Origin of the sequence: Nostoc sp. PCC 9305, from assembly GCF_963920915.1 — a bacterium.
In the GTDB taxonomy this organism is placed as follows: Bacteria; Cyanobacteriota; Cyanobacteriia; order Cyanobacteriales; family Nostocaceae; genus Nostoc.
Genome location: NZ_CAWUDN010000003.1, coordinates 122,402 through 139,176, shown reverse-complemented (window position 1 = coordinate 139,176; position 16,775 = coordinate 122,402). Strand labels below are relative to the sequence as shown.

Genomic DNA, 16,775 nt, shown 5'->3' with positions numbered 1-16,775 from the left:
GTAATTCGTAATTCGTAATTGAAAAATTCAGACTGTATCTAGGTTTTCAGGTTTGAATCTGTTGGCGAGTTTTAGAGAATTGGTATTACTTCTTGGAAATCCCTAAGCAATTATCATGACGACATTTGACCATCCCCCCAGAATTTTATTTTTGTATGGCTCCCTGCGTGAGCGTTCTTATAGCCGCCTTTTGGCAGAAGAAGCCGCACGCATCATTGAACAATTTGGGGCAGAGGTAAAGTTTTTCGATCCCCGCGAACTGCCGATTTACGGCAGCGTACTTGACACCCACCCAAAGGTGCAGGAGTTACGCCAATTAAGCTTGTGGTCAGAAGGCCAAGTCTGGTCTAGCCCAGAGTTGCACGGTCAGATTTCTGGCATTATGAAAAATCAAATTGATTGGATTCCGCTTAGTATTGGAGCCGTTCGCCCGACTCAAGGGAGAACTTTGGCTGTGATGCAAGTAAGCGGCGGATCTCAGTCTTTTAATGCCGTCAACACATTAAGAATTCTTGGACGCTGGATGCGGATGTTCACGATCCCCAATCAATCCTCAGTGGCTAAAGCATATCAGGAGTTTAATGAAGACTATACGATGAAAGATTCACTCTACCGCGATCGCGTTGTCGATGTGATGGAAGAACTTTACAAATTTACCTTGCTATTGCGTGACAAAGTTGATTATCTCACAGACCGCTATAGCGAACGTAAGGAAAAAGCTGCCAAAGAGACAATCAAGATAGCTTCTCAATCTCTTGAAATTAACTCTAATAAAACAAATTGACTATTGAGCATCAAAAAAAGATAACCTCCTGGCAGATTGAACCAGGAGATTTAAAAAAATTGATTCATCTTTACAAGCGTTGTAGCAGACTCAAACCGTGGCTATCAGTACCACAGGTATTGAAAAGAAAGTATTCATCAGCCAACTTTTGCACTTGTTCTGATTCCAAGGTGCTGGGTTTCCAAGGGTTAGGGTTATTGTAGGCGTAGAAAGTTTCCACACCATCAATGCCCTTTTCGGACGCAGCTGGAATTAAGTCAAAAAGCGATCGCTTGTAACGAGCTGGATGAGCCAGAACTGCCAATCCCCCAGCTTCATGAATAGCGGCAATCACGTTACTTGCCTGATATTCTTGCCCTGTAGTCGGCCTTCTTTGCAGATAGGGTTTCATACTAGGATGTTCTGTTGCAAAAGCGTAAGCCAAAATGTGAACTTCTATATTCAAAAGGTTGGCATTGATTTCCACGCCACTCCACAGGTGAGGAGTGGTTGCATGAGGATTATTCCACTTCCAATCTTCTAACCAAGCAAGGGCCGCTTGATAGCCGACAATACCATGATGATCGGTGATAGCTAACCCTTTTAACCCAATAGCGATCGCCTGCTCCATCAATGCACTAGGCTGCAATCTACCATCCGAGTAGACAGTGTGCATGTGAAAGTTGAATAACCTTGGACAACTATGTGCATCAATGTTACGGAATACTTGCTTTAAAAGTTCTGCCGAAGTTGTAGTACGGGCCAAATTTACAGCCATAACCCCCTCTGAAGAAAAATATATCCTTAACACACCAAAATGCTACATCTCTGGATGAGAAAGAACCAACACTAAATATTAGTATCGGCTGCTACTTTCTCAGCTTTCTCAGCAAATTTTTCAATATGTTAAGACTACGTTAGCAAATCTTAATCTCAGTAGTCATGGGTAATTTGCACTACTTTATTGTCAAGTAGTAGTAAATATTACACTTAAATTTTCATAAATGCGCCTATAACATCTGTGTTAAATGACTTATAAAATAAAGGTTTAGTAGATTACTTATTTCTAATAAGCCTGAAATACAAATTGATTGGGTGTGTAAAAAATATTATTTGTCTCAGTAATTACAGCTTTTTTCTAACCAATAATGACTTTAGCGACCGCATAAGTGAGTCTAAAATAGCTTCGAGAAAACTAGCGATGTCTACGACGGGCTATGCCTACGCTTGGGCTGCTGCATTATACCCCTCGCGCAATTCCAAAAGAATCTCCCTTCAAGGTGACTCCTAACGGTTCTATCACCACCTCACGAGAAAGGGACGCTTCAACTCTTCCGGCGATCGCAGCCGAAAGTTGATGTTCTCTTGCAAGCAGGACAATTCTCTCTGCATCCTGCTCCGACTCTGTATAAAATGCGAATCCTGCACCGTAATTGAACACTGAAAGCATCGTCTCGGCCCCGCCCTCAAGATGACTCTCAACAAATGTAAATATTTCTGGTACTGGGAGCATCGTTTCGATAACATATCGCAACGGCTTCACCGATCGCATCAGCTTTTGCCAGCCATGACCAGTGATATTCTCCATCGCTGTGGGACGAATTCCTTCGCCAAGCACCGCCTGTACAAGGGGCGTGTAAAGATACGATGCGGCATTCATCGCTTCCCAGAACTCCTGCCCACTGGGAAGTTTTGTTCTATAACCACCAGGAAGCGACTCGGCAAGCTTTCGCAGTGGGGTAAAACCGTTCTCATGGGGGCCCGAACTTTCGATGAGAACAATAGTATTTCCGGCATCCAGACGCGAGCTATCAATGGGAGCGACACCAGCAGGCATAACCCCAAAAACCGAGCCAGCGATGTCGAGCCGCCCTGGAATCATCTTGGTTTTTAGCTGAGGAGTTTCCCCTGAGAGATAGACACATCCGACTCGTTTGCAGCCCTCAACTACTCCATCCAGAAACCCATCAAGAAAAGCAGGGGTAAAGATTGTCTCAGGAGTACTCGACGGCAGATAAAGACCGAGAAGTATAGTCTGCATACCTGAAGTTGCGGCATCGTTCGTCAGACACGAGATGATTTTGATCCCAATATTCCACCAGAATCGTCGAAGTTCTTCTTCGGAAAGATCGTCAGGGCGGGTATCGTCTGCGGTGCCTAGTCCTTCCGGCACAAGTGTCATCGAAAGTTCTCTAGCACCCGCCTCTAGAAACGGAGCGAGGTTGAAGTTGAAAGCGTTGGCGCTTGCTCCCAGACCTGACGCGGGGACGATGCCATAAGCGCTTGCAAAGCCAAGTGTGCGTTTTGCGGCATCGATGAAGTGTCGTTTTGCAGCATCGAGAGTATCGTAATCGACTTGATCGAGAGCTTGAGCCATCAGGTTGTGTTTTAAGTTAGGAGTTAGGAGTTAGGAGTTAAAAGTTAGGAAAACTCATAACTCCTCACTTTAAAATACCTCAAAATACCTCATCTTCAATACCGCGCCACCATTCCCCTAAATTCATCAAGTCTTGGTAAATATCTTCTAATTCTTTGGTGTAGACATCATTTGTTAGGGTGGCTCGACGCTCTTGCAATTTTTTAAGGCGCAGTTGTACCAATACCCAAGGTTTAGAGATGCTATTCGTTGCTTCGATGTATTGCGCTAGTTCTTTGCTATCCATATATTTTGATTTATCCACCATCCCCCTGAACGCCTAACCAAAAACAGCCACGATACTAGTACAATGTCTAAGCTAGTTTTCAGGGTTTGTTTTCAGGGTTTGTAGTAAGCACTTTAGTGCTTAGAAAATAAGGACTAAAGTCCCTACTACGAACTCGCTTACCCATCAATTTAAACTTGACTGACTACTGTCGTGACTGCTGACAAGAGTGTTAACTGAATTATTTCTACTTTAGATATCTGGCACAAGCTACGTAGCCGCAAAGTAGCTGGCTAAAAGACATTGTAGCCAGTTCAAAACTGGCAAGTAATTAAGCTTTAGCCAAGTTTTCAGCAGCAAAGTCCCAGTTGACCAAGTTTTCTAGGAAATTCTTGATGAACGCTGGACGGGCGTTTTTATAGTCAATGTAGTAGGCGTGTTCCCAAACATCCAAGGTTAGGAGTGCCTTCTTACCATGAGCTAGGGGATTTTCTGCATTTGGTGTTTTGATCACCTTTAGCGTACCACCATCATCGATCAGCCAAGACCATCCACTGCCGAATTGAGTTGCAGCCGCGTTAGAGAACTCTTCCTTGAACTTGTCGAAGCTACCAAAATCTTTATCGATTTTGGCTGCGAGTTCACCAGTGGGTGTGCCACCACCTTGTGGTTTCAAAGAATTCCAGAAGAAAGTGTGGTTCCAAACTTGGGCAGCGTTGTTGAAAATTCCCACTTTAGAGGAGTCTTGGAAGGAAATTTTGATCACTTCTTCTAGGGACTTATCAGCAAGTTCTGTACCTTCAGTGAGCTTGTTGAGGTTGTCTACATAAGCTTTGTGATGCTTGCCGTAGTGATACTCAAAAGTTTCAGCTTTCATGCCAAAAGGCTCTAGAGCATCTTTTTCAAAGGGTAGTGGGGGCTGTACAAATGCCATTGTGTCAAATCCTCTCTTTACCGGTTTCCAGTTTTAAGCTATTGCAAAAATTTGGGAAATTAATAGCTTTTATTTGTAGGGGTTTTATGTCTTTGATTAGTGAAACATAAAACTTAACATCGTCATTCTACTACCAAAGTGTAGATAAAGTGAAGACGGAAACAAAGTACTTTGGTGATAAGTCAAATCAATAGTAATTCCTAACTATAAATAAAAATGACTAATATCTTCTACCGAAAGGCCAATAACTAACTAGCATTTAGCAATTAAAGCTTTAATACTTCTATCTTTAGTAAGATTAATTACGATTTGCAAAATCAGTCGAAAGCGAGATGACTTATTATTTAAATAAATGTAAAATAATTTTAAATTTAATAAGTGTTAATTTTCAAATTATATAGCTAACAGTCAAATTATCTCTTTTCTTTTTAAATAAATACAGTAAATACAGTTTTAAGGATGGTAAGTAAATAATCACTCACCCACCACCCTTTGAAACTAAAAAACTAACAGTAAATAGCAGTAATTAACGCTGAGATAAACGCTGTTGGTAATAGTTAACAATCTGTGCCGTGACTTCAGACACGTCCAAACCATCAGTTTGAAGTTCGATCGCATCTGCTGCTTTTTGCAAAGGGGAAACTTTGCGAGTGCTGTCTTTCCAGTCACGTTCGGCGATGTCGTGTTCCAACTGCTCTAAACTCACTTCAGGTTGACCTTGGGTGTTAAAGTCTTGCTGGCGGCGACGGGCGCGTTCACTTACAGAAGCGGTTAAGAAGATTTTAACTTCGGCATCGGGAAATACGTGAGTACCAATATCCCGACCTTCAGCAACTAAACCACCTCTTTTACCCCAGCTTTGCTGTTGTTTAACCAGTGCTTGACGGACAGCGCTTTGTGCCGCGATCGCAGATACAAGAGAAGTTACTTCAATGGTGCGAATTACCTGGGTAACATCAGTACCGTCAATCCAAACCCGCACAGATGATTGTAAATCCTCGGTGGGAGTCAGTTCAATTTTACACTGATTAGTTAATTCCGCGATCGCACATTCATCGTCAATCGCAATCCCCTTTTGTAGTACTAACCAAGTGACAGCACGGTACATTGCTCCTGTATCTAAATACACTAAATTCAGGTTTGCTGCCACTTGCCGCGCCACTGTGGATTTTCCAGCACCGGCTGGGCCATCAATGGCGATGATGGGTTGACGATCGCGCAATATAATATTGTCAATCAAACGTGTAGCACCAAGACGAGCTGCGATCGCCAACATTCCTTCCTCCTCAACTTTTTCTAAAGACATTAACGTAGTCGGTTCAACCAATTCAATATATTCCACTGAGATCGTGCTGACCATTGCCACTTCTTGCTGTACCACTGCTATCAACTTGTTGCTATTGCGATCGCCTGCAATGAATGCAGCTTCAGCTCGTTGCAAGCCACGATATAAGACTGCTGCTTGCTCTTTTGCCGTTGCAGTCAAATATTGATTGCGAGAACTGAAGGCCAGACCCGACGCTTCCCGTACTGTTGGACAAGCAACAATTTCTACTGGCAAATTTAAGTCAGCTACTAAGCGTTTAATAATTGCTAGTTGCTGACCATCCTTTTCACCAAAGTAGGCACGGTCAGGCTGTACCAAGTTGAAAAGTTTGGTAACAATCGTAGCGACACCCTGAAAGTGACCTTGCCGAGAACGACCACACAAGCCTGTCATCATAGCAGATGGGGGGATAACTTGTGTAACCTTTGATTCTTGTATACTCTTCTGAGGAACTGCCATTTCTTCCGGAGTCGGTGCAAAAATGGCATCTACCCCAGCTTGTTCGCAAAGTTGTTGGTCTTGCTCTAAAGTGCGGGGATAGCGTTGATAATCCTCATTAGGAGCAAATTGCAGGGGATTGACGAAAATACTCACAATCACCGTAGAATTTTCGTGCCGCGCCCGTTGGATTAAGCTTAAATGACCTTGATGCAAATTTCCCATCGTTGGCACCAGACCGACTGCCGTCTGATACCAGCCAGTCATCTCATCTAGTTTCAGATCCTCAGCAACCGCAATTAGCTTGTTTTCTGAGCAGCGTTTAGTTAAATAGCAGCGTAAAGCTGCGACTGTTGTCAGCAGGCGCACAAAAATACCCCTAGTTCTTATCGATCCCTCCCCCGTTAGTTTATATCTGAAATAGAGGGAAGAGTTGATTGAACTAGGGGAATTAAGTGATACGGAACTGGGATTGGGGTTAGGAGAAAGGTTATAGGTGACAGGCGATCGGGAATAATTTTTCCCCTGTAACCTGTAACCTGTAACCTACTCGATTATTTCCCCAAGACTTCAATATGCACTGGTGCAACACCACTGCCCATCATTCCCAAAATTCGAGCCGCGCCGGCAGACACGTCAATGACTCGACCCCGAATGTATGGGCCTCGGTCATTAATCCGCAGCACTACGGAACGACCGTTGCGGGTGTTGGTTACACGCACTTGCGTACCAAAGGGTAAGCTGCGATGGGCGGCAGTCATTGCTTCGGGATTAAATCTCTGACCGCTAGCAGTGCGATTACCAGAACCGTCATAGCCGTAATAAGAAGCCATGCCTCTCAAGGTAGCTTGCACTACTCCGACGGCAACCTGTTGAGGCAGCTTTGGTATTGATATTTGTTGACGTACTGGTAAATTTGCAATCTCTTTTAGGGGAGATGCATTGCCTAGTAGTCTTCGCAAGCGATTGGTTGCTTGCAATGCATCTTGCGCTAGATCGTTGGTAGTACCTGCTAATCGCGTACCTTCGCTGATTTCGACCAACTCTTCGCCATTAATTTTGATTACATAGCGATCGCCATTTTGTTGGACAGGGACGCTTTTGTTTTGCGCTTGATTGGCAGTAGATTTTTCCCCTGCTTTCCAACTGACGGTAATCTTACTGCCGTCTACGTTTTCCCGATTCAACTGGTTGATCTTAGCTGCTATTACACCAGCTATCTGAACCGGGTCATTGTCAGCGGAGCTAATCTGGTTACTCGCATCTGTTAGGTTCCCAGTATTTAATGCATTTGATGAATTGCTAGCAATAAGGGCGTACGATTGTACGCCCCCAGTATTGACAATTGCACCAACTTTTTTAGTCTCAAGATTTGTATTTGATACAGAACTCAAAAAGGTGAGAACAGGTATATTTTTGATAAAAAGGGTTGCCGCCTTACGTCCTCTAATGTTGTGAGGATGAATTTCTGTAATCACAGCATCCAAGGTTTGTTTCCCTGCTGTTGATTGGTACTCTCCCACCTTAACCACGTCAGGGGCAGGTGATTTTTGGGATGCTAGCGCATTTCCTTTGGTGGTTTGAGTGCAACCGACTGATGGTATTCCCAAAACAGTCAGAAACAGGGCAACAATAGTCCACAAATGTCTTTGATTCATGCGTCCGTTTTTGAAAGCGACTGTAGAACTTAAAGTTTTATAACTCGTGGGATTGATCGCTAATAAAAGTGATTTCCCTTTTGAAAAACTCGAACTCGTTCCGTTTTCACTTTGTTCTTTATAACTGCAACAGACTAACACGAACCTTTTGGCTTGGGGATCAGGGTTTTAGCGTAACTATCGTCCACTTTCTCAAATTCCCATTCCAATTTGAAGGTCGAAACCTTTCTCAAAAGCGGACTTTGGCTATGTAACGCTTTTTTCCGTAAGTCAAAAATTTCTTCAAAAAACTTTACGCTTATTTCACACTAAAGTAGCGATACCCTATTCACATCGCTTCTAAAGGCTCACAACTACTCGTGTATTCTAGATCACATTGCTTTTGGCTATTTCCTATAAGAAGATAATATAACTTTAATTAAATAGCATCGGCATAAATACTTAAAATCATTTATTTAATGAAATATTTAGATTTAACTATGAATAAGTCGTGATATGAGTTACATCTTAAAAAATTATGCAAATTAGCTTGAGTCTGATATATTTTTTCAAAGTTTTTTCTACTTACATCAATCATTACTTTTATTCTCCATAACTAGACTGATATTGGTGATAAATATAACTTCCAATAACCGTATTGCTGAGTATAAAAAAAAGGACAATACTCAAATGAATATTTTTCAGGATTAATGACTTAAAAATTAAGAAAACTTTGCGATCGCTTAAACAACAGATGTTGCATGTAATATAAATTACATATTGTCTTGTTTATCTTCAGTAATTGCTCAAGTATGATTTTTTAGAGCAAGCTATTTTTGACAAAATCTTTGTAACTGTAGGGATGTACAGCTGCACCTCTTCTATATATAGTAGGTATTTTGGGAAATGCCATCAGCCTAATGACAAATCAAGGAGATATAGAAATAGAACCATCGCCATTAAAAGCTGTTCTCAACGAGTTGCATTCCCAGTACAAGTCTCTGCGGGAGGGTGCTGTAGCGAAATACATTCCCGAACTGGCAAAGGCAAACCCGGATTTGTTCAGCATTTGCATTGTGACAGTAGACGGTCGGGTTTACAAAGTTGGGGACTACGAGCAACTCTTTACCATTCAGTCAATTTCTAAGGTGTTTGCTTATGGACTTGCCTTAGAAGATCATGGACTGGATTATGTTTTAACTAGAGTTGGTGTGGAACCGACGGGAGATGCATTTAACGCGATTGTTTTGGATGAGCAATCGAAGCGACCTTATAATCCAATGGTAAACGCTGGAGCGATCGCTACCACTAGCTTAATCAAAGGTTCCGGCCCAACCGAACGCCTCAACCGAATGCTGGATATGTTTCGGCGATATATTGGCCGTGACGTATTCGTTGACATTTCAGTTTTTACGTCAGAACGCAGTACAGGGCATCGTAACCGCGCAATGGCGCATTTGATGCTCAACTTTGGCATGATTGACCGAAACATTGAAGAGGCGCTGGATCTTTATTTCCAGCAGTGTGCTGTGATGGTGAATTGTCAAGACTTGGCGGTGATGGCGGCTACTCTTGCAAACAGAGGTATTAATCCCATCACCAAAGAACGGGCGGTAGATAAGCGTTACATCAAAGATATTCTGAGTGTGATGTATACCTGTGGAATGTACAACTTTGCAGGGGAGTGGGCTTATAAAATTGGGATTCCAGCGAAAAGTGGCATTTGTGGTGGGATTATTGCTGTTGTACCCAATAAAATGGGCATCGGAGTTTTTTCGCCCCTGTTGGATGTGCGCGGTAATAGTGTGCGGGGGGTAAAGGTTTGTGAAGAACTTTCCCAACGTTTAGGTTTACATCTATTTGATTGTTCTGGTCAAGAGGTGAAATTTGAGTAAATTAGAATATCTAAAAAAAAAACTTAGTAATGTTAAACGTTTAGCTTGGAAACCAATTGTTCAAGAAGGTGATGGAGATTTAACTGTATCAAAGTTTGGTGGTAAACCTTGGCTAAATGTTGATGAAGAATGGCCACGTTGTCCAAACTGCGGCAAGCCGATACAGTTATTTTTACAACTTAATCTAGACGAGCTTCCGCAAAACTTAAACACTAAATTTGGCAATGGAATACTTCAATTCTTCTACTGCACAAATGAAATTATAGTAGAGCATGATACTGGATTGTATGGAAGAACAGTTGAAGAGTGCGAAACTTTAATGATGAACTTACCTCATGATATGCCAATCAAAGGAAGAATTGGTGTACATGTGGATTGGCAAGGAGATATTGGAAAGGTAAAAATTTTAGCTTGCGAACAAGATTGTGTAAGTGATTGTGAAAGATGGTCTCCATTTTCTAGATGTCAACTTGTTAGAATTTTGAAGCCAAAAATTCCTTCTGCATTTTTTGAAATTCCAGAAATAAGAAATTTGTTTGAACCTAAATTAATTGTTGGATGGAAAGAGGTAGATGACTATCCTAATTGGTTAGAAATCGATGACTTTGAAACCACGCTAGATGAAGATGAAAAAGATTTTTTAGATGAAATTTTAATGGAAGAACTTCATCAAGGTAGCGATAAATTAGCAGGTTGGGCTGATTGGGTACAACACCCTGAATATCCAGATTGTCCAATTTGCAAGCATCCAATGAATGAATTTGTATTTCAGTTTGAGTCAGATGATAATATGCCGTATATGTGGGGTGATGGAGGAGTAGGCTATATTGTTCAGTGCCCAGAGCATAAAGAAACAGTGGCTTTTTTCTGGCAATGTGCTTAAAGATCAATACAGTTGAGTTAAACATTTCGGTTATTCTGTCTGTGTTCTCTGCGCCTCTGCGGCTCCTGCGTCGCTAACGCTGCGCTAACGTAATTAAGTTTTGCATTAGCGAACGCGAGCGCGTCTCGTTGAGCAGGATACGTTCTTTGTTGTTTCCACAAAGGGGCAGGGGGCAGAACCCCATACATAAATTTAGGGCTGCTGAAACCCTTTTTGCAGGGTAATTCCAGTATCTTTCTCCCCTGCTTGCTACAAGAACTGCCCCTGCCTCTTGGATCAAAATTCTTCTGCTTGGGGAAGCGGGAAGATTTCACCAGCTAAATAAGACTGAAAGTGCTTTTGAAAGTACAACCAGGAAGTCATATCTTCACCATCTATTAATGCTTTTGGGGCTTGTTTATATAAAGGGATACGGTTATTAATTTCGTCTTGTAGCACGGGGGGCAGTTCTGTTAAACCATTGACTTTGCTACCAACAGCACTGTAGATTAGCTGACCGGGACGATCGCCCATCTTCATCCAGGGAAGCCATTGACCAATCCGATCCCAACTCAGTTTGAGTTCAGAAACTGATTTAAGTGCTGGGTTGAATAAATCTGCGGTTGGCACAGTTAATTTAAACAATTCCGCTGCCTGATAAATTGGATTAGGGCTATATTCGGCAAATTTGCGATCGTCTGCTAAGGGATTGGGGTAATAAGGAAATATATCAAAAACGAAGGTTGTGCTTTCACCATCTACTTGGGCGGGAAAATTTCCCTCAAACTTTCCCTGCACAGGATTATTGGCAACGTGAATCACCGGAACTGTCTCGCCTGTCAAAGGATTCTCCCATTTGGATAAAACCTCATCTGTTTTTGGGTTGAGGTAGTAAGTTAGTTCCCTAGAAGTAAAATCCCAACTACCTTCTGCTGTGGGAATACATCGGCTAACGCTTAATCCCAGCATCTTAAACAGGAGTTGTCTCTTCTCACCGGGGATAAAAGCGTAAATTTTCCCTTTCCAAATCAGGAAAGTGGATTCGCTAGGGTCAAGGGAAGAACGAGTTTTAACCCAGTGCTGCGCTTCAAGTTCTTGAGTTTGGGCAACCATCTAAAGCATCCTTAGTATTTGGATAACAAAAGGATAAGCTAATCAGCATTCAAGTTGCATTTTTGTTATTAGTCATTTGTCAAAAACTAATGCCCCATTCCCAATACCTTTATCAATTAAACTGGTTCAGAAACTTGCTCATCCAGACGGCGAAACAGAAATACCCAAAGAGGTAGGGAACTGTTAATCGCAATTAGCCGCACCAAATGACCAGTTGTGACAATTTCAACATTATGATTCAATGTTAGGGAAACTAGGATCATTTCTGCCGATCCTCCTGGTGCTGTGACTAAAAGACAGGTTAACCAGTCCCAAGAGGTTAATTGCATCGCAAGTATAGCAGCGATCGCTCCGGCTACGAGAGTCATCCCCACAGACATCAAGGCATAGGCGACAGTCCGCTTTCTCAAGTTGGGTTTGTCTCCCCAATATTCACCAATCGTAATTCCCAGGAGCATTTGACCCAATAAGTTAATTAAAGGCGGCGGACTAAAGCTAATATCTCCCACAAAAGTCAGCCAATGTAGCAAAGGATTAAACCCGATACCAATCAACAATGCACCAAAGAAATCGCCCGCGGGAATTTTAAATAATATAGCTGGATAAACTACTAATCCAGTGATTAGGAGTACTAACAAGAGTAATTCTAGTTGAGATGGATCGAGATTGAGCCAAGCACCGTTGATTGGGAGTGTTTGCGGATAGTAATTACCAGCTGATGTCCTAGCGATGAAGGGAATTAGAATAACTACACAGGTGACGCGAATCGCCTGAACTAGGGCAACCAAGCTAACATTTTTATTGTAATCGGCTGCGATCGCAGCCATAATTCCTACACCACCAGGAACTGTAGCCAGCATTGCTGTAAATAGGTTGGTTTTGCTGACGCGGGAGTAAATGTAACCGATACAGCTTCCACTCAGCAACAGAAATAAGGTAAGAAAAATAAATATAGGAATACCAGAAGCAATACTAGCTAGATTAGCGTGGGAATTGGAAGCACCAACAGTTAAACCAACAAGTGCCATTCCCACTTTTCTAGCAGTGCGGTTAGGTTGGGGGGAATATTGATAAAAAATTCGACACCCTTGAAGAACCACTGTACCAGCAGCAATCCCGCCAAAAATCCAGGCAATCCTGCCAATTTGGAACTTTGCGAGGAGTAAACCCAGAGGTAATGCCAGAAGCATTTCTAAGACAAGAACAATTAGTTGCTTTCCAAATAGCTGCTGTTTGGTAACAACAGGATTTTGATGAGTGTGTTCTTCCAGGCTGGGAGTAGCACTTAGACTTTGATTCATCGATACTAAGCTTTTTTTTAAGTCTAAGCTATAGGTGCAAAAGTGGATCTCTGGTAACGTGCGATCGGACATTACCAGAAACAAGCAAAATGATACAGGTGAAGGATTTTAGTTCTATTGGTGGGTTTATTTTAGATTTAGATTTAAGTCAGGTTTGGTAGCTCACCTATTGCACCAAACAATTAAAATAGTGCCAGATATATTCTATATCCACGGACAACATTAAATATATGAACACAACTCCCTCTAAAAGAGAAACAGATGAAATACTCAAGTGGTTAAATCGTAACCGCCAGATGTTATTAGATTTATATAAAAATCAATATATAGTTTACAATGCAAATGGAATAATTGCTCATAGCGAAAACTTACGCGAAGTTTTCGCATTAGCTAATGCTTCAAAACAGCCTTTTTTAATTTACCTAGTTCCCCATCGCACTGCTTCTATAGAAATAAATTTTACCAATTCGCTTCCGCAGCGTCGCTCGTCATGATTGGCAACCAAATTATAGAGTTATTTTAAAACACGGAGATATAGAATCTAATACAAAGATGTTAGTTGGAACTGGTGCTGAATTAAGTTTAATTTCATTAATTGAATTGCGTTGTGAGAGAGATAAATAGCAAGTTTTGTAAGACAATATGGAACAGTATAAGGTACAAACACTTATATTTATGTATATAGAATTGAATACTTTACAAAACTTTCGGTAAATTACCCAAAAATTAATTATAACCACTATTTTACATAAGCATACAAAATTTTGGTGCAAGTTCAGTGTTTCTACAATTAAGTTTGTATGACGTTTTTTATATAGTTAGAAAACTAGGTCAAAACAAATAATTTATTTAGTTTTAGGTATTAACAAATCAATGTTTAAAAGAACATACAGGAAAGAGGCTCAACAGAGGCTACGCAGTGCAGTAGATAAATACGAAAACGCCTGTAAGTGTTTACAAGATGCGGCTGCAAGTCTTTATCAAAACCGAGTCAAGCATGGGGTTGAGACTATTAAACTTTGCGAAAGTTACATAAACACACTGGCAAATTCACCAAAAGAATTTAGCAAAGTTATTGCTGAACTTAAATTTCAGCTTAAAGAAATTACAGGTAAAGACTGGCAGTTAATTGATGCAAACACCAACAAAAACTTTGTAGCAGGTTCTACTGCTGGTGCTGGCTTAGTCGCTGGAGCAGGAGTTGCCTTTCTTGGCCCAACAGCTGCAATGGCGTTTGCAACCACTTTCGGTACAGCATCAACAGGTGTTGCAATATCTTCTCTTTCTGGTGCTGCGGCTACTAATGCTGCTTTAGCCTTTCTAGGTGGTGGTGCGCTTACTACTGTTGGAGGTACTGGCATGGCAGGTGGAAGTGCATTATTAGCAATGGCTGGGCTATTGGAGGTGCAGCTTTAGCTACTAGTGGATTATTTTTAGAGCATGAAAATAAGAAAATTGGCAAAGAAGCCAATAGCCGCGCCCTTGAAATTGAAGGTTTGATACCTAAAGTCAACGCATCAAAACAAGAAGTAGAACTTATTGAGAAGGAAACGATCAGATTAGCTGATCTCATTTCTAGCGAAATCCAATACTTCCAAAAGAATGCTCCTAAAGATTACCCAGGATTCAGTCAGCCTTTCAAAGAAAGACTAGCAGTTTTAATTAATTCTATCCATGCGCTGAGTCAGTCACTCAAAAAAACAGTAGACCTCAAGCTGTAGAAATAATTTGTAAGTTTATAGTGAGCTACTAACCTTGTTCCGTTGGTAGCTCAATTATTTTGCTAGGTCAACACATGAAAGGTTTGGTATATGGATAAATTGGAAAATAAACATCAGACAAATCAGTTTATTGCTGCAATTGTAGCAGAAGATAATCTGTATCAAGCAGAACAACTAGCTGCGGAACTCAGTAAACAAGATCAAGCCTTTTTTAGAGCTATTCAAGAAGTTGATAAAGTCCGTGATTTTTTAGCTACTCCTGAAAATATTTTGGGAAATACAAGCACAAAACACGGTGAAATAGCTGAACAAGTAGAAGTTGGTATTCGTAATGCTAAATCGCTCTTGAACTCTTCGACTCCTCGCGCCACATTTGAGGGAGTTGGAAGAACAGCACCAGAAGATTATTTAATTAACGGGGTTCAGGTACAGTCTAAATTTATCAATGGTACGGGAAATACTCTGGATAATGTTCTCGACCACATGAAAAAATATGACAATTTTGGAAGAGATGGGTCTTTTTACCATATACCTAAAGACCAGTATGAGACTATTCAAAAGATTTTGAATGGTGAAAATGTAGAAGGAATAACAACTCGTACTGCTCAAAAATTACAAGAAAAAGTTCAAGAAATAGAGCAAATGTCTGGTCATCCATTTAGCCAAACTGTTAGACCAGGATTATCTAATTATTCAGATGTACAAATAGGTAAAGTCGATGATACACTAGCTCACCATGAGAAAGCATTAAAGAGAGATAACGCAGAAATTAAAGACAGAATACGTACTGAAGCTCAACCTAACATAACTGATTTTGGTCGGGTTGCCGTTAAAGGTGCAGTTATAGGAGGTAGCATTAGATTTGCTACTAAAATTTATGGAAAATATAAGGAAGGAAAAAATGTTTTTAAAGGTGAATTAACACTTGAAGATTGGAAAGAAATTGGTATAGATACAGCTACAGGTGCAACACTTAGTAGTATATCAGCGACGGCAATTTATGGGTTAACTAATTTCGCTCAAATGTCCGCTCCTTTAGCTGGTGCATTTGTCAGTGCTGGTATGGAAGTTGCCAGTTTAGTCAAAAGTTGGAATCGCGGAGAAATTTCTTCAGAAGAATTTGTAGAACTGAGTTTATTTGCTTGTGCAGATTCTGCAATAGTGGCGACTGGAGCAGCGATAGGACAAGCATTGATACCTGTTCCTGTTATTGGTGCGGTTATTGGTTCAATTGCTGGTCGTATAGTTTCCGATTTCTGCAAAAATTTATTAGGAGAAAATACAAAACTGTGTAAGCAAGTAGAGCAGCACTATCAAAAGTTACTTGCTCAAATCGATCAGGATTATAAGACTACTGTCGCTAATATTATTGCTACTTATGAAAAATTGGGTAACTTAGCTCAAGCAGCTTTTAACCCTAGTTTAAATGTAGAATTGAGGCTGCAAGCTAGTATTAAACTAGCAGTCGCATATAATGTTCCTGATTCCAATATTATTCACAATGTAGATGAGCTAGACTTATTTATGTTTAGCTGAGTGCAACTGAAGGATAAAATTTTATAAAAATCGGGACTGAGATGTATTTCTCAGTCCCGATAAAAAAGCGGGCTAACCGCTATTTATATGGTTAACCCGTGCAGCTTTGGGAACGCGCAGAGAAATTGTTATTGCAATACCAACTTCACATTGGCGTTTTGCAGACCGCGCTGTTTCACTTCAGCCAAAGTTTTGTTAACGGCATACTTTTGGTTGATTGAGTTGATCAACTCGGTTTGGTTGTGCTTCTTAGCAACGCCCCACAAGTCAGCGATTAGGTCAAAAGAACCATCGCCATTGCGAGACCAGCCGAGGTCATATTCGCCTTCCAACACGGCAACGATGTCAGAACGGACACGCTGACCGTTATAACCACGGACATCAGCTTCAGTCTTTACGCTGATACCGAGGTCGCGCAAGGAAGCCTTGAGGATTTCGGCATCGGTGATTTTGGTACGCAGGGTGCTAAAGTGAGACATTTGGGTTTCCTCCAATGAGAAGATTGAGAAAAACGACAACGGTTTGTTTTGGGCGAAGCCGCGCTTAACAGGATGCGGCTTTTCTTATAACTGCTAGCATTTTCAGCTAGCCTTTCCCCCTGGGATG

15 protein-coding genes are annotated in these 16,775 nt (G+C 41.2%); 6 read left to right on the top strand and 9 right to left on the bottom strand.

The genetic code is table 11. The features are described from left to right. The first annotated feature begins 115 nt into the window (after nucleotides 1-115). Nucleotides 116-784, top strand: a complete 669-nt coding sequence (gene arsH, locus ACM0OX_RS02145; protein ID WP_414512679.1) for an arsenical resistance protein ArsH — start codon at nucleotides 116-118, stop codon at nucleotides 782-784. A 70-nt stretch (nucleotides 785-854) separates the two neighbouring features. On the opposite strand, the gene ACM0OX_RS02140 is transcribed toward arsH, so the two are convergent. The 6 genes from ACM0OX_RS02140 to ACM0OX_RS02115 form a co-directional block, all read right to left on the bottom strand. Next, entirely contained in the window at nucleotides 855-1,541 is a 687-nt protein-coding gene (locus ACM0OX_RS02140; protein WP_414512677.1) for a PHP domain-containing protein, read from the bottom strand. Nucleotides 1,542-2,003: 462 nt separating this feature from the next. Then, nucleotides 2,004-2,945 (bottom strand): AIR synthase related protein, encoded by a 942-nt coding sequence (locus ACM0OX_RS02135; RefSeq protein ID WP_414512675.1) that lies wholly within the window; start codon nucleotides 2,943-2,945, stop codon nucleotides 2,004-2,006. Between the two features lie 274 nt (nucleotides 2,946-3,219). Continuing rightward, nucleotides 3,220-3,426 (bottom strand): hypothetical protein, encoded by a 207-nt coding sequence (locus tag ACM0OX_RS02130; protein ID WP_069070599.1) that lies wholly within the window; start codon nucleotides 3,424-3,426, stop codon nucleotides 3,220-3,222. Between the two features lie 310 nt (nucleotides 3,427-3,736). Then, nucleotides 3,737-4,339, bottom strand: a complete 603-nt coding sequence (locus tag ACM0OX_RS02125) for a superoxide dismutase (protein WP_094350617.1) — start codon at nucleotides 4,337-4,339, stop codon at nucleotides 3,737-3,739. 526 nt (nucleotides 4,340-4,865) lie between these two features. Beyond that, nucleotides 4,866-6,473 carry a bifunctional pantoate--beta-alanine ligase/(d)CMP kinase gene (locus ACM0OX_RS02120; protein ID WP_414512673.1) on the bottom strand — a complete coding sequence of 536 codons (1,608 nt, stop codon included), beginning with the start codon at nucleotides 6,471-6,473 and terminating at the stop codon, nucleotides 4,866-4,868. A 185-nt stretch (nucleotides 6,474-6,658) separates the two neighbouring features. Further along, nucleotides 6,659-7,762, bottom strand: coding sequence for a septal ring lytic transglycosylase RlpA family protein (locus ACM0OX_RS02115; RefSeq protein ID WP_414512671.1), 1,104 nt, complete (start codon nucleotides 7,760-7,762; stop codon nucleotides 6,659-6,661). A gap of 890 nt (nucleotides 7,763-8,652) precedes the next feature. On the opposite strand from ACM0OX_RS02115, the gene glsA reads away from it, so the two are divergent. Together glsA and ACM0OX_RS02105 are read left to right on the top strand one after the other, a co-directional pair. Further along, nucleotides 8,653-9,636, top strand: coding sequence for a glutaminase A (gene glsA / locus ACM0OX_RS02110; RefSeq protein ID WP_414512728.1), 984 nt, complete (start codon nucleotides 8,653-8,655; stop codon nucleotides 9,634-9,636). After that, nucleotides 9,629-10,519, top strand: a complete 891-nt coding sequence (locus ACM0OX_RS02105) for a DUF1963 domain-containing protein (protein WP_414512669.1) — start codon at nucleotides 9,629-9,631, stop codon at nucleotides 10,517-10,519. The genes glsA and ACM0OX_RS02105 overlap by 8 nt, the downstream gene beginning before the upstream one ends. 276 nt (nucleotides 10,520-10,795) lie before the next feature. Here the strand turns inward: ACM0OX_RS02105 and ACM0OX_RS02100 are convergent, their stop codons facing one another. After that, on the bottom strand, nucleotides 10,796-11,611 hold the full coding sequence (locus tag ACM0OX_RS02100; RefSeq protein ID WP_414512667.1) for a DUF1838 domain-containing protein: 816 nt from the start codon (nucleotides 11,609-11,611) through the stop codon (nucleotides 10,796-10,798). Between the two features lie 116 nt (nucleotides 11,612-11,727). Next, complete coding sequence (locus ACM0OX_RS02095) at nucleotides 11,728-12,912, bottom strand: AbrB family transcriptional regulator (RefSeq protein ID WP_414512666.1); 1,185 nt, start codon at nucleotides 12,910-12,912, stop codon at nucleotides 11,728-11,730. 230 nt (nucleotides 12,913-13,142) lie between these two features. Between ACM0OX_RS02095 and ACM0OX_RS02090 the strand changes: the two genes are divergently transcribed. From ACM0OX_RS02090 to ACM0OX_RS02080, 3 genes are all read left to right on the top strand, one after another. Further along, on the top strand, nucleotides 13,143-13,406 hold the full coding sequence (locus tag ACM0OX_RS02090) for a DUF5678 domain-containing protein (RefSeq protein ID WP_414512664.1): 264 nt from the start codon (nucleotides 13,143-13,145) through the stop codon (nucleotides 13,404-13,406). Nucleotides 13,407-13,785: 379 nt separating this feature from the next. Next, a complete protein-coding gene (locus tag ACM0OX_RS02085) occupies nucleotides 13,786-14,328 on the top strand; it encodes a hypothetical protein (protein WP_414512662.1) in 543 nt (180 codons plus the stop codon). 395 nt (nucleotides 14,329-14,723) lie between these two features. Further along, nucleotides 14,724-16,169 (top strand): hypothetical protein, encoded by a 1,446-nt coding sequence (locus ACM0OX_RS02080; protein ID WP_414512660.1) that lies wholly within the window; start codon nucleotides 14,724-14,726, stop codon nucleotides 16,167-16,169. A gap of 128 nt (nucleotides 16,170-16,297) precedes the next feature. Here ACM0OX_RS02080 and ACM0OX_RS02075 read toward each other — a convergent pair whose 3' ends face one another. Beyond that, complete coding sequence (locus tag ACM0OX_RS02075) at nucleotides 16,298-16,648, bottom strand: DUF1257 domain-containing protein (RefSeq protein ID WP_094350625.1); 351 nt, start codon at nucleotides 16,646-16,648, stop codon at nucleotides 16,298-16,300. Nucleotides 16,649-16,775: the final 127 nt, after the last annotated feature.